Source organism: Phyllobacterium sp. T2-21, assembly GCF_055378485.1.
Window position 1 is genome coordinate 647,983 of sequence record NZ_AP027912.1, and the last position, 12,671, is coordinate 660,653.

Below are 12,671 nucleotides of genomic sequence, written 5' to 3' on the forward strand. Positions count from 1 at the left end.
TGACATGTCTGAAAAGCCCGAGAGCCAGCTGTGGGGCCGCGAAGGTTTCCGCGAGGACCCCTATATCACGGCTGAAACGCTGGAGGAGGCAGGCGATGCCCCGGCGGTCATCCTGCCGCTGGCCGTCTGGCTCGGGCTCGACGAGGGGGTGCGCAATGCGACCAACCGGCGGATCGGTGTTTCCGTCGCGCCCGGCGAAAGCATCGATCCGCTCCTGCCGCTGCTCGGTTCAATCCCGGTGATTGCGCTGCAGTTTCCGGCCTTCAATGATGGCCGTTCCTATTCGAAGGCCGAGGTTCTGAAGGATCGCCATCAGTTTCAGGGCGAGCTGCGTGCGGTCGGCGATGTGCTTATCGATCAGGTTGCCTACATGCTGCGCACCGGCTTCGATACGCTGAAGGTCACCCACGCGGTGACGCTGACACGCCTCGCCGGCCACAACCTGCACGATACGCCGGTTTATTATCAGCCTGGCCGCGGCTCCCACACCAAGGCGGGCACCTACAGCTGGCGCCGCGTGCCCGACACGCACTCCTGAGCGATCAGAGGACGACCACGGGCGTTCCCAGGGGAACGCGGTCGTACAGGTCGACCACATGGTCATTGATCATGCGGATGCAACCGTTGGAGACGGCCTTGCCGATCGACGAGGGTTCGGTGGTGCCGTGGATGCGGTAATAGGTGTCGCGGCCATTGCGGTAGAGGTAGAGGGCGCGAGCCCCCAGCGGATTGCCGCCGCCGCCGGCAACCCCGTCTGCATAGCGGGCATATTTTTTCGGTTGGCGTTTGATCATGTTGTCTGTTGGCTGCCAGCGCGGCCATTTGGCTTTGCGGCCGACTTCCGCCGTTCCCGAGAAGGCCCGTCCGGCCCGCCCGACACCGATGCCGTAACGGATGGCTGAATATTCATCCTCGACGAGGTAGAGAAAGCGGTTGCGCGGATCGATGATGACGGTTCCGGCCTCTTCATAGCTCGGATAGTCAACGATCTGCGGCATGTATTCGGGATTGAGGATAAAGGGTTTCCTGGGTTTTGCCGAAGCTGCCTGAGGCGCGGCAACGGTCACCATCAATCCGCAGAAGAACGTCCGTCGTGTCAGCATATCGATCCCAATAGGCTTGAGCGCAGCCCTTGCGGGCCTTCCGGTCACGGGACGATTATGCGCGGAAATTGCTGACTGAAGGTTTACGTCGACTCACCTTTTTGTGATGAAACAAGGAGATAGGTCCGGCAGGGGGGCTGCCGGACCTGTTTCGGCTCAGGGAAGGCGGGCGATGCGTTCGATCAGCAGGTCGAAGAAACCCTCATCGTTCACATCGCGTATATAAAAGGCGTTTTTCGGCCTGTCGGTCACGCCCCACCAGTCGACGACGGTCATGCCGAGGGTAAGGTCCGACGCCGTTTCCACGACGACATTGCAATGCCGCCCCTTGTAAAGGTCCGGCTTCAGGAGATAGGCAATGACGTTCGGATCATGCAGCGGGCCGCCATCGCTGCCATATTTCTCTTCGTCGAACCGCTCGAAGAATTCGAGCAGCTCTGCGGACGCAGCGCCGGACCGGGTTCCCATGGCCCGGAAGCGTTCGATCCGCCGGGCACTCGTCAGCGCCTTATGCGTCACATCGAGCGGCAGCATCACAATCGGCACACCCGATGTCAGCACGATGTGTGCCGCCTGCGGATCGACATAGATGTTGAATTCGGCGGTCGGGGTGATATTGCCGCCTTCGAAAAAGCCGCCGCCCATCAGTACGATTTCGCGGATGCGTGTGGCGATCTGCGGGGCACGAATCAGGGCCTGCGCAATATTGGTTAGGGGGCCGAGCGGGCACAGCGTCACAGTGCCGCTTTCCTGCGTCAGCAAGGTTTCGATGATGAAATCGACCGCATGCTGCTCCTGCAGGGGCATGGCAGGTTCAGGCAGATCTGGACCATCGAGGCCGGTCTTGCCGTGGACGTTTTCAGCGGTAACGAGCGCCCGCATCAGGGGCCGGTCTGCGCCGGCAAAGACCTTCACATCCGGTCGTCCAGCCAGTTCGCAGATCTTTCGGGCATTGGTTTTGGTCAGGTCGAGGGGGACATTGCCGGCAACCGCCGTGATTCCCAGAACATCCAGTTCCGGGCTTGCCAGTGCCAGAAGGATCGCCAGCGCATCGTCCTGGCCCGGATCCGTGTCAATTATGATTTTCCGCGTCATCTCTTGCTTTCATTCTCTTGAAGTCTGCATCGGGATCGACCATATCAAAGGACAGAAGGGAAATGCCATCTCCGGGTTTCTCTTTTCGGTCGCTTTTCTGAGGACTGCACAGATGACACGAATGACACCGTTTTCAAGCCCTTTGCTGCTTGGTTTCGACACGATGGAAAAGACGCTGGAGCGTATCGCCAAATCCGGTGACGGCTACCCGCCCTACAATATCGAACGCATCCATGGCGATAACGGCCGGGAACAGCTTCGTATCACCCTCGCGGTCGCCGGCTTTTCCAATGACGATCTGGAAGTGACGACTGAAGACAATCAGTTGGTCATCCGCGGCAGGCAGGCCGATGAAAGCGAACGGGAATATCTGCATCGTGGCATTGCCGCGCGCCAGTTCCAGCGCATTTTCGTTCTTGCCGATGGAATGCGCGTGAGTGCTGCCACATTGAAGAATGGGCTTCTGTCGATCGATCTCGACCGTCCGGAACCCGAACGATTGGTCAAACGCATCAACATTGCAGTTCAGGACTGATCGTGGCTCTAACAGGACAGGGCCTTTGGAAGGACTGTCCGAATATGGAGGCTGATATGCAAAACACTGTTTCGAAGAATTTCCTGAGTGAACTGGAATTCTCGCGTCTTGGCGCCGGACAGGTCGCCTATATGCGCAAGGTGAAGACCGACGATCTCGCCACCAGTTTCCCAGCATTGCCGCCGATGACGCCGGGTGTCGAACTCTGGGCGCTCTTTGCCGCCAATGGCGATCCCATCGTGCTTTCCGATGAACGCGACAATATCCTTGTCGGCGCGCAGGAGCACGAGCTGCAGACAGTCATGCTGCAGTAACAGCCATTCGGTCGCGTTGAATTTCCAAAACCCCGCCGGCTTGCCGGCGGGGTTTTGTTCATTTCAAACAGATCGCAGCAGCAATGTGCGTGGTTCGACAAGCTCACCATGAGGGAAGTTGAGGATTGCAGCCAGACCACTCCCCTCATGGTGAGCTTGTCGAACCACGCAGGATGGCAATGCAGCTTCTTCTGCTTAAACCTTCACGGCCTGTTCCACCCGGTCTTCCGCGCCGAACAAGTCCAGATAGCGTTTGATTTCGGCCTTGTCGCCGGTTGCCTTCTTCGGGTTGTCCGAAAGCTTGACCGCCGGGCGGCCATTGGCTTCGCTGACCTTGCAGACCAGCGAAATGGCATTGAGCTGATCGTTGAAACGCGGCGCGCAATCCTCGAAATCATTGGTCAGGTTTGTCCCCCAGCCAAAGCTCATGCGCACCTTGCCCTTGAAGTGATGATAGGCCTCTTCGATCGTCTCGACGTCAAGTCCGTCGGAAAACACCAGGAGTTTGCCGCGCGGGTCCTTGCCCCTGGAGCGCCACCAGGACAGGATCTTTTCCCCGCCCTCGATCGGCGGTGCACTGTCCGGGCGAAAACCCGTCCAGTCGGCAACCCAGTCGGGTGCGTCGCGCAGAAAGGCGGCGGTCCCGAAAGCGTCCGGCAGCACGATGAGAAGATTGCCGCCATAGTAGCGGTTCCAGTCCTGCAGCACCTTGTAGGGTGATTTCAACAGTTCATCATCCGTGCGGCTGAGAGCGGCCAGAACCATCGGCAGCTCATGCGCATTGGTGCCGAGTGCTTCCAGATCATTGTCCATGGCGAGCAGCACATTGCTCGTGCCGGTAAAGGCTTCGCCGATGCCTTCCTTCAGGGCTTCCACGCACCAGCGCTGCCACAGGAACGAATGGCGGCGGCGCGTGCCGAAATCGGAAATCCGGATATCGGGCAGGGAGCGCAGCCGCTCCACCTTCGTCCACATCTTGGCCTTGGCACGGGCATAGAGCACGTCGAGTTCGAAACGCCCCATTTTCTTCATCGCCGCCCGCGAACGCAGTTCATTGATGATGGCGAGCGCCGGGATTTCCCACATGGTCGTGTACATCCACGGGCCATGGAAATTCAGCTCATACTGGCCGTCGCGCTTGGTCAGCTCATATTCCGGCAGCTGGAAATGCGTCAGCCATTCGAGGAAATCCGGTTCGAAGATCTGCTTCTTGCCGTAGAAGGTGTTACCGCCAAGCCAGATCATTTCCTTCTTGGAAAAACGGATGGTGCGGGCATGGTCCAATTGTGCACGCAGCTCTTCCTCGTCGATCTCGTCGCCCAGCCGCACACGCGTGGTACGGTTGATCAGCGTGAAGGTTGCGTCGACCTTGGGATAGACCCCCCAGATCATCTGCAGCATCAGTAATTTATAAAAATCCGTATCCAGCAGGCTGCGGACAATGGGGTCGAGTTTCCACGTGTGATTGAACACGCGGCGTGCAATGTCGGTCTTCGTCGCCATTGAATGCTCTCCTTCCGGAATTTCCGCCCGCCATGTTGCACGGCAGCAACCGCCCATCAAGCAGAACCGGGCATAACCGGCTAAATTCTGCAGTCAAACGGTCGCGGGCATTTGCATTAAATCTTTGTAACCTCACCGTTTTGTCATTAACGGCGACATCAAAGCGCTTTATTCTTGTCGGTAAACAACCTTTCGCGCCGGGATGCGCATTGGGATACAATCAAAAATACGGTGGTGCTGGCTCCGCGGATAGCGGAACCGGCCTTTTTGGAGTGACGTATGAAAGTCTGGAAACAACTTGTACTGGTTGTCGTTATCCTCGCCGTTGCCGGCGCGGGATGGCTGTATTTCTTTCCGGGCGCGTCCAATCTCCTGAAAAAAGCCGGTGTCGACAAGGTTCTGACCACAGCAAAGGAACCAGCGGCGTCCAACGGCCAGGGACGGAGCGGACAGGCCGTTCCGATCGTGGTTGTGCGGGCCGCCGATGCGGCCAAGATCAATGACAAGCTGTCGGCCATCGGCACCGGCAAGGCAAAGAGCTCCGTTTCCGTCACACCGTTCGCCGCCGGACGCATGACTGAAATCCTGGTCACCTCAGGCACCAGGGTTGAAGCCGGCGACGTGATTGCCCGGCTTGATTCCGAGGCGGAAAGCATCGCCGCCGACAAGGCGCGCACGATGCTGAAGGATGCCCAGACCAAGTTGAAGCGTGCGGAAAACCTCAGCGCGACCAACACCGTTTCCGCCGTGCAGGTGTCCGATGCCGGACTGGCCGTGGACAATGCCGGTCTCGATGTACGCGAAGCCGAACTCGCGCTGGACCGCCGCGCCGTCAAGGCGCCGATTGGCGGCATCGTCGGCATTCTTCCCGTGAGTGCCGGCAACTACATCACCACGACGACGCAGATTGCAACGATCGCCGACCGCAGCGAGGTGCTGGTGGATTTCTGGGTGCCGGAACGCTTTGCTCCAGCCATCAAGGTCGGCGCAGCCGTCACCGCCACCTCCGTTGCCCGGCCGGGTGAGACGTTCAAGGGCGCGATCAACGCCGTCGACAATCGCATCGATCCCGACAGCCGCACCCTGCAGGTGCAGGCCAGGATCACCAATCCGAATGATGCCCTGCGCGAAGGCATGGCCTTTCAGGTGAACATGGGATTTGCCGGAGAGACCTATCCGACGGTCGATCCGCTGGCGATCCAGTGGGGCACGGACGGCGCCTATATCTGGAAGATTGCGGACAACAAGGCGCAGCGTGTGCCCGTCCGCATCATGCAGCGCAATGCCGCCTATGTTCTCGTCAATGCCGAGATCAAACCGGGTGACCTTATCGTCGCGGAAGGGGTGCAGGCCGTTCGCCAGGGTGGCGCCGTCCAGATCAAGGGCCAGCCTGCCAACCAGACGGATTCCGGCACACGACCGCTGGCATCCGTCGGCGAAAAGGGCTGAGGTGCGGCGTGAGCAATTCACACGGACAGTCCAACTCCACTTTCACCGCTCTTTTCATCCGCCGTCCGGTGCTGGCGCTGGTGCTCAATGCCCTGATCGTCGTCGCCGGGCTTGCCGCCTTCTATGGCGTCGACGTGCGCGAACTGCCGGATGTCGACAGGCCCGTGGTGACGGTAACGACGACGTTCCAGGCCGCCGCCGCCGAGACGGTTGACCGCGAGCTGACCGCTGCGATTGAAGGCGCGGTGTCCCGCGTTTCCGGGGTCAAATCCATTTCCTCCAGCTCGTCCTTCGGGACCAGCCGCGTCACCGTGGAATTCAATGACGGTGTCGATCTCAACGTTGCCGCCGCCGATATGCGCGATGCCATCAGCCGCATCACCAACACCCTGCCGGAGCAGGCCGACCCGCCGCAGATCGTCAAGGCGGATGCCAATGCCGATGCGGTGATGCGCCTTGCCGTCACCTCGACCACGATGGCCGTCGAAGACATGACCGTTCTGGTCGAAGACCAGATCAAGGACGTGCTTGCATCGGTGCCCGGTGTCGCGGACGTGCAAATCAACGGCAACCGTAGCAAGATTTTCCGTATCGATATCGATCAGGGCAAACTGGCAAGTCTTGGGTTGACGGTTGCCAATGTCCGCACGGCCCTCAACACGATGGCGTTCGATACGCCCGCCGGTCAGATCAACAGCAGCGCCCAGAGCATTGTCGTCCGCGCCACCGCGCCGGTGTCGACGCCTGAGGATTTCGAAAACATCATCATCAAGGATCGCACCAAGATCCGGGATGTCGCAACCGTCACGCTCGGTCCCGATATCGGCACATCGACGCTGCGCGCCAATGGCAAGACCGGCATTGGTCTTGGCATCATCCGCCAGGCGCAGTCCAACACGCTCGATATCTCCAAAGGCGTCCGGACGGCTATCGGTCAATTGCAAAAAACCTTGCCGGAAGGCGTCGATATCCGCGTAACCAGTGACGATGCCGATTTCATCAACGGTGCCGTGCACGAGGTTGAAATCGCGCTGGGCGCCTCCGTCTTCATCATCATCCTGATCATCTATCTCTTCCTGTGGGATCTGCGCGCGACGCTGATCCCCGCGGTGTCGATGCCGGTCGCCCTGATCGGAACCATCTCGGCGATCTATCTCGCCGGATTCTCGATCAACATCCTGACGCTGCTGGCGCTGGTGCTGGCGACGGGTCTGGTGGTGGACGATGCCATTGTCGTGCTCGAAAATATCGTCCGGCGCCGCAACCAGGGCATGGGGCCGCGCGCCGCTGCCGTGCTAGGCACGCAGGAGGTGTTTTTCGCGGTCATCGCAACGACGGTGACGCTGGCGGCAGTGTTCGTGCCGCTCTCGTTCCTGCCCGGACAGACCGGTGGTCTCTTCCGCGAGTTCGGCTTCGTGCTGGCAATCTGCGTGCTGCTCTCGGCCGTCGTCGCGCTCACACTCTGTCCGATGCTGGCCTCGCGCCTGCTCTCGGCAAGCGAAGCCAAGCACGAGGATATCAACCATTCGCCGGGCCTTGTCCGGCGGGTGGGCGGCTGGTTCCTCGAAGCCTATCGCCGCATGCTGCACGGATGTCTGGCCGCGCCGTGGCTTGTAATCCTGGCATCGCTGCTGTTTGCCGGGGCAGCCTTTGGCGCCTTTTCGCTGCTTAAACAGGAATTGACGCCGACCGAGGACCGCGCTTCGGCCTTCCTGCGCATCACGGCGCCGCAGGGCGTCAGCCTGGAATATCTCAACGACCAGATGCGCCAGATCGAGACGCTGATCCAGCCGATGCGCGATTCCGGTGAAATCCAGAACACGTTTTCCATCGCCGGACAGAACGGCAACACCAATCGCGGTTTCATGGTGCTCAGCCTTGCCACATGGAAGGAACGTCACCGGAGCCAGCAGGAAATTCTCGCCGACGTGTCCAAGCGCGTGCGCAATATTCCCGGCATCCAGGTCTTTGCCGCGCAGCCCAATTCGCTCGGCATTCGCGGCGCGGGCAACGGCCTGCAGTTCGCCATTGTCGGGACCAATTACGCCGATCTCGGAACGGCCGCCGCCAAGATCGTGTCGGCGCTGGAAAAGGACAAACGCTTTGACCGGCCTCGTCTGACCAATGAACCGACCCAGCCGCAGCTCTCCGTGTCCATTGATCGCGAGCGTGCATCCGATCTCGGCATCGACATCACCGGCCTCGCCGAGGCGCTGCAATCGGTGCTGGATGGCTACAAGATCGGTTCGGTCTACATCGAGGACCGCAGTTTCGATGTGAAGCTGGTCTCGACCACCAATCCGATCAATGATCCGACGGATCTTGAGAACGTCTTCATGCGCACCAGCGATGGCCGCTTCGTGCCGATGGCGACCATCGCCAAGCTGACGGAAGTGGCAGTGCCGCCGGCATTGACCCGCGAGCAGCAGATGCGGTCTGTCGCCATAACGGCCGCCCTCAGTCCTGACTTTGCCCTGGGTGATGCCTATAAGGTGGCGCAGGAGGTGGCTGCACCACTGCTTCCGCCGGGCTACCGCCTCATTCCGCTTGCCGAGGCGGCAACGCTCGGCGAGAATTCCGCCAGCATGTTCGTCACCTTCGGTTTCGCCATCCTGATCATCCTGCTCGTGCTCGCGGCACAGTTTGAAAGCTTCATCAGCGCGGTTATCGTGATGGCGACCGTTCCGCTCGGCCTGGCCTGCGCGGTCTTTGCCATGGTGCTCACCGGCACCAGCATGAATGTCTACAGCCAGATCGGGCTGGTGCTGCTTGTCGGCATCATGGCCAAGAACGGCATCCTGATTGTTGAATTCGCCAACCATTTGCGCGATCAGGGCCGGAGCGTGCGGCAGGCCATCGAGGAAGCCTCCAATATCCGTCTGCGCCCGGTGGTCATGACGATGCTCTGCGCCATTCTCGGCGGTGTTCCGCTGGTTCTGGCCAGCGGTGCCGGTGCCGAGGCCCGCATTGCCCTCGGCTGGGTCATCGTCGGCGGTCTCGGCCTTGCCACGGCCTCGACATTGTTCCTAACGCCGGTTGCCTATCTCCTGCTCGCCGGTTTCTCCAAGCCGAAAGCGGAAGAGGAAGCACGGCTCGAGAGGGAACTTCTGGAAGTGGTATCCCAACCGCCCTTGCCCGCTGAATAGGATCCGTATTCATGCAAACAAAAGGCGGGGATTGCTCCCCGCCTTGTTCATTCCGGCTGCGAATCGTTATTTCGCGGCGTCCGTGACCTTCGTTGTCCAAGCGCCTTCCGGCTTCTTGGTGATGACGGGATCGGAGCCGCCGCCGAGGAGTGTCTCCACGGTGCGCTCGGCCGCTGCCACATCGAGAACGCCGGTGGAGCCCTCAGTCAGCTTGTTGATTTCCGCCACCATGCGCTTCTGGTGCTTTTCGGTCTGCGCGCCGCTGGCATCGTTTTCAAGCACGATGTTGGCCGCTTCGTCCGGATGCTGGCGGGCATAGTCCCAGCCCTTCATCGAGGCCTTGACGAAGCGGGCAAGCTTTTCCACCATCTTCGGGTCATCGAGGCTCTTCTGCAGCACGTAAAGACCGTCTTCGAGCGTGGCGACCTTCTCGTCCTCATACTTGAACGTGACCAGCTGATCGGCGGGAATACCGGCATCGATCACCTGCCAATATTCATTGTAGGTCATGGTCGAGATGCAGTCCGCCTGCTTCTGGATCAGCGGATCCACATTGAAGCCCTGCTTGAGGACGGTGACGCCATTGGGACCGCCATCGGTCTTGAGGCCGAGGTGATTCATCCACGACAGGAACGGATATTCATTGCCGCCGAACCAGACGCCGAGGGTCTTGCCCTTGAAATCCTGCGGCTTGGTGATGCCAGTCTCCTTGCGGCAGGTCAGCATCATGCCGGAGCGCTTGAACGGCTGGGCGATATTGACGAGCGGCAGGCCCTTTTCGCGCGTGGCGAGGGCAGACGGCATCCAGTCGACAACCACGTCGGCGCCGCCACCGGCGATCACCTGCGGCGGGGCAACGTCAGGCCCGCCCGGCTTGATTTCCACGTCGAGATTGGCCTCCTTGTAGAAACCCTTGTCCTTGGCGACATAATAGCCGGCGAATTGGCCTTGCGTGACCCATTTGAGCTGCAGGGTCAGCTTGTCGGCCGCCAGCGCCGAGCCCGCCATCAGCGTCATCGCCAGACCCATCGTCAATGCTATCGTCTTCTTCATGTTTCAGTTCTCCTCTATTCTTGTTTTTTAAGTTCTGTAGGAAGGGTGCCAGAAAGTAACCGCCCGTTCGATGAGGGTAATAAGCCCGTAAGACAGCGAGCCCGCAAGCGCCGCGACAAAAATTTCCGCCCACACCATATCGACATTCATGCGGCCGACTTCCGCCGAGATGCGGAAGCCCATGCCGACAATGGGCGAGCCGAAGAATTCGGCAACGATGGCGCCGATGAGGGCCAGCGTCGAATTGATCTTCAGCGCGTTGAAGATGAAGGGCATGGCGGCGGGCAGGCGCAGCTTCACAAGAGTCTGTCCGTAGCTGGAGCCATAGGTCTGCATCAGGTCGCGTTCCATCGCGCCGGATGCGGCAAGTCCAGCCACGGTATTCACCAGCATGGGAAAGAAGGTCATGATGACGACCACGGCGGCCTTCGATTCCCAGTAGGAACCGAACCACATGACCATAATCGGCGCGATGCCGACAACGGGAAGGGCGGCCACAAGATTGCCGATGGGCAGCAGTCCCCGGCGCAGGAAAGGCACCCGGTCGACAATGATGGCGGCAAGGAAGCCGGAGCCGCAACCGATGACGTAACCGGCAATGGCGGCCTTCAGATAAGTCTGCTGAAAATCCGCCCAGAGCGTCGGCACGGAACTGGAAATACGCTCGGCGATCATGGATGGCGGCGGCAGCAGAATGCTCGGTACGCCAAAGCCGCGAACAATGATTTCCCACAGGATCAGCAGCCACGCACCGAACAGCACCGGCAGGGCGAGATTGACCAGCCGCTGGGCCTGCGGCGAAGTGAGTTTCAGGCCGGCCAGATTCTGCACGCTGAACCACGCGAGCAGCCAGGATGAGGTCACCATGCACCAGTAGCCGATCGACGGTCCCGGCGGCTGCGGCATGGCGTGGAGCAGTCCGATGAGGCAGAAGGCGACCACATGGACAAGCGCGAGAACGACGATCAGCGATGGTATCGATACGCTCGTGAACATGGCAACGGCAGCGGCAACGAACAGGATGACCGGGGTCGAATAGCTGAGGGTGTCGAGAACATCGCCGCCGGACGAGATCAGCAATCCGGGAACGGCGAGCAGGAAGGCGGCAATGGCCAGCGGGGAGCGGGATAGTCTCATGGCCGTACTCCCATGCGCCGGTTGACGAGTGTGGCCACCAGCCCGATCAGGCTGACCAGAATGGCCGCCATCAGCGCCGCCGCGATCAATGCGGCCCAGATCTGCACCGTCTGGCCGTAATAGGAACCGGCCAGCAGCCGCGCACCGATGCCCGCGACCGCACCGGTCGGCAGTTCACCGACAATGGCGCCAACCAGGCTGATGGCGACGGCAATCTTCATCGAGGTGAAGAGGTAGGGCATGGACGCCGGCCAGCGCAGCTTCCAGAACACCTGCGCCTTCGAGGCGTTATAGGTGTGCATCAGGTCGAGATGCATGATCTCGGGTGAGCGCAGGCCCTTGACCATGCCGACGGCAACAGGAAAGAACGACAGATAGGTGGAGATCATCGCCTTGGGCAGGAGCCCGGTGATATTGACCGCATTGAGCACCACGATGATCATCGGGGCGATGGCAAGGATCGGCACGGTCTGCGACGTGATGATCCACGGCATCAGGCTTTTATCGAGCGTGCGCGAATGGACAATGGCAATGGCCAGCAGGATGCCGAGCAGCGTGCCAAGCCCGAAACCCAGCAAGGTCGAGGACAGGGTGACACCGCCGTGATAAACAAGACTGCGTTTCGATGTTGGGCTGATATCGAACACGGTCTTGCGGATTTCCTCGGCCACCTGATGCGGTGCGGGCAGGACCGGGCGCTCCTGCGCCATCGTGTTGGCGATCAGTTGGCCGGTCGCGATCGTTGTGTTGGCGCGTGCCGCCTGATCCCGCTCGAACGGTGCATTGAGGACAATGGCGAAGGCATACCACAGCGCCAGAATGGCGAGGAGAACGGTTCCAACGGGGATGACGCTGTTGCGGATGAAGTTCATGAATGCATCCCCGCTTCAGGCTGCCAGCGGTACAGAATATCCGGCAAATGTTCCTCATTGTCGCCATCGGTGCGGCGCACTTCGGTGAAGCCTTCGCGCCTGTAGAAGGACTGAGCACCGGTATTCGCCACAAAGGTCCAAAGCTCCACCGGTCCCGTGGCCTGCCGCTTGGCGTGATCCAGCAGTGCCTTGCCGATGCCTCTGCCGCGCCGGTCGGCATGCACGTAGAGTGCATTGACCATGTTGTCAGGCGCGAGCGCAACCATCCCGGCCACCATGTCATGGTCATCGGCGACAAAGACTTCGTATCTGGAAAAGACGGTATCGCAATAATAGTCCGTGACGTCGTCCGCCGAATGAATGCGCGGCATCCATTCCGTCGCGTCGATCCACGCATTGACGATGGCCGCGCAGTCGGACATGTCACGCAGTTTGGCGGCGCGGATCGTGGTCATCATGCGCAC

The 12,671-nt window shown here is 60.3% G+C and carries 12 protein-coding genes; 5 read left to right on the plus strand and 7 right to left on the minus strand.

All coding sequences use genetic code 11. The features are described 5' to 3' along the window. The first annotated feature begins 4 nt into the window (after positions 1–4). Complete coding sequence (locus ACZ5FP_RS03285; RefSeq protein WP_464663156.1) at positions 5–538, plus strand: DUF934 domain-containing protein; 534 nt, start codon at positions 5–7, stop codon at positions 536–538. A gap of 4 nt (positions 539–542) precedes the next feature. Here the strand turns inward: ACZ5FP_RS03285 and ACZ5FP_RS03290 are convergent, their stop codons facing one another. After that, positions 543–1,103 carry a L,D-transpeptidase gene (locus ACZ5FP_RS03290; RefSeq protein ID WP_464662115.1) on the minus strand — a complete coding sequence of 187 codons (561 nt, stop codon included), beginning with the start codon at positions 1,101–1,103 and terminating at the stop codon, positions 543–545. Between the two features lie 156 nt (positions 1,104–1,259). After that, a complete protein-coding gene (locus ACZ5FP_RS03295; RefSeq protein WP_346306162.1) occupies positions 1,260–2,198 on the minus strand; it encodes a nucleoside hydrolase in 939 nt (312 codons plus the stop codon). 112 nt (positions 2,199–2,310) lie between these two features. Here ACZ5FP_RS03295 and ACZ5FP_RS03300 point away from each other — a divergent pair, with 112 nt between their 5' ends. Continuing rightward, the gene (locus ACZ5FP_RS03300; RefSeq protein ID WP_223614066.1) at positions 2,311–2,733 is read left to right on the plus strand and encodes an Hsp20 family protein; all 423 of its coding nucleotides are present in this window, start codon (positions 2,311–2,313) and stop codon (positions 2,731–2,733) included. Positions 2,734–2,777: 44 nt separating this feature from the next. Continuing rightward, positions 2,778–3,047, plus strand: a complete 270-nt coding sequence (locus tag ACZ5FP_RS03305) for a BQ00720 family protein (RefSeq protein WP_105734008.1) — start codon at positions 2,778–2,780, stop codon at positions 3,045–3,047. Positions 3,048–3,242: 195 nt separating this feature from the next. Here ACZ5FP_RS03305 and pncB read toward each other — a convergent pair whose 3' ends face one another. Next, entirely contained in the window at positions 3,243–4,550 is a 1,308-nt protein-coding gene (gene pncB / locus ACZ5FP_RS03310; RefSeq protein ID WP_288193704.1) for a nicotinate phosphoribosyltransferase, read from the minus strand. A 279-nt stretch (positions 4,551–4,829) separates the two neighbouring features. Here pncB and ACZ5FP_RS03315 point away from each other — a divergent pair, with 279 nt between their 5' ends. Beyond that, on the plus strand, positions 4,830–5,999 hold the full coding sequence (locus ACZ5FP_RS03315) for an efflux RND transporter periplasmic adaptor subunit (protein WP_464662118.1): 1,170 nt from the start codon (positions 4,830–4,832) through the stop codon (positions 5,997–5,999). An 8-nt stretch (positions 6,000–6,007) separates the two neighbouring features. Next, positions 6,008–9,145 (plus strand): efflux RND transporter permease subunit, encoded by a 3,138-nt coding sequence (locus tag ACZ5FP_RS03320; RefSeq protein WP_464662120.1) that lies wholly within the window; start codon positions 6,008–6,010, stop codon positions 9,143–9,145. Positions 9,146–9,211: 66 nt separating this feature from the next. Here ACZ5FP_RS03320 and ACZ5FP_RS03325 read toward each other — a convergent pair whose 3' ends face one another. From ACZ5FP_RS03325 to ACZ5FP_RS03340, 4 genes are read right to left on the minus strand one after another with little or no spacing between them, the layout of a single operon-like run. Then, a complete protein-coding gene (locus ACZ5FP_RS03325; protein ID WP_223614071.1) occupies positions 9,212–10,198 on the minus strand; it encodes an ABC transporter substrate-binding protein in 987 nt (328 codons plus the stop codon). 27 nt (positions 10,199–10,225) lie between these two features. Continuing rightward, on the minus strand, positions 10,226–11,335 hold the full coding sequence (locus ACZ5FP_RS03330; RefSeq protein ID WP_464662122.1) for an ABC transporter permease: 1,110 nt from the start codon (positions 11,333–11,335) through the stop codon (positions 10,226–10,228). After that, positions 11,332–12,207, minus strand: coding sequence for an ABC transporter permease (locus ACZ5FP_RS03335; protein WP_464662124.1), 876 nt, complete (start codon positions 12,205–12,207; stop codon positions 11,332–11,334). Before ACZ5FP_RS03335 ends, ACZ5FP_RS03330 begins: the two co-directional genes overlap by 4 nt. Next, positions 12,204–12,665, minus strand: coding sequence for an N-acetyltransferase family protein (locus ACZ5FP_RS03340; protein WP_464662126.1), 462 nt, complete (start codon positions 12,663–12,665; stop codon positions 12,204–12,206). The genes ACZ5FP_RS03335 and ACZ5FP_RS03340 overlap by 4 nt, the downstream gene beginning before the upstream one ends. Positions 12,666–12,671 lie beyond the last annotated feature (6 nt).

Excerpts from the sequence above, each read along its gene's own strand:
- ACZ5FP_RS03305 (WP_105734008.1), top strand. The coding sequence starts at position 2,778 with ATGGAGGCTGATATGCAAAACACTGTTTCGAAGAATTTCCTGAGTGAA.
- ACZ5FP_RS03300 (WP_223614066.1), top strand. The coding sequence starts at position 2,311 with ATGACACGAATGACACCGTTTTCAAGCCCTTTGCTGCTTGGTTTCGAC.
- ACZ5FP_RS03340 (WP_464662126.1), bottom strand. The coding sequence starts at position 12,665 with ATGATGACCACGATCCGCGCCGCCAAACTGCGTGACATGTCCGACTGC.
- ACZ5FP_RS03335 (WP_464662124.1), bottom strand. The coding sequence starts at position 12,207 with ATGAACTTCATCCGCAACAGCGTCATCCCCGTTGGAACCGTTCTCCTC.
- ACZ5FP_RS03285 (WP_464663156.1), top strand. The coding sequence starts at position 5 with ATGTCTGAAAAGCCCGAGAGCCAGCTGTGGGGCCGCGAAGGTTTCCGC.
- ACZ5FP_RS03295 (WP_346306162.1), bottom strand. The coding sequence starts at position 2,198 with ATGACGCGGAAAATCATAATTGACACGGATCCGGGCCAGGACGATGCG.
- ACZ5FP_RS03330 (WP_464662122.1), bottom strand. The coding sequence starts at position 11,335 with ATGAGACTATCCCGCTCCCCGCTGGCCATTGCCGCCTTCCTGCTCGCC.
- ACZ5FP_RS03325 (WP_223614071.1), bottom strand. The coding sequence starts at position 10,198 with ATGAAGAAGACGATAGCATTGACGATGGGTCTGGCGATGACGCTGATG.
- ACZ5FP_RS03315 (WP_464662118.1), top strand. The coding sequence starts at position 4,830 with ATGAAAGTCTGGAAACAACTTGTACTGGTTGTCGTTATCCTCGCCGTT.
- ACZ5FP_RS03290 (WP_464662115.1), bottom strand. The coding sequence starts at position 1,103 with ATGCTGACACGACGGACGTTCTTCTGCGGATTGATGGTGACCGTTGCC.
- pncB (WP_288193704.1), bottom strand. The coding sequence starts at position 4,550 with ATGGCGACGAAGACCGACATTGCACGCCGCGTGTTCAATCACACGTGG.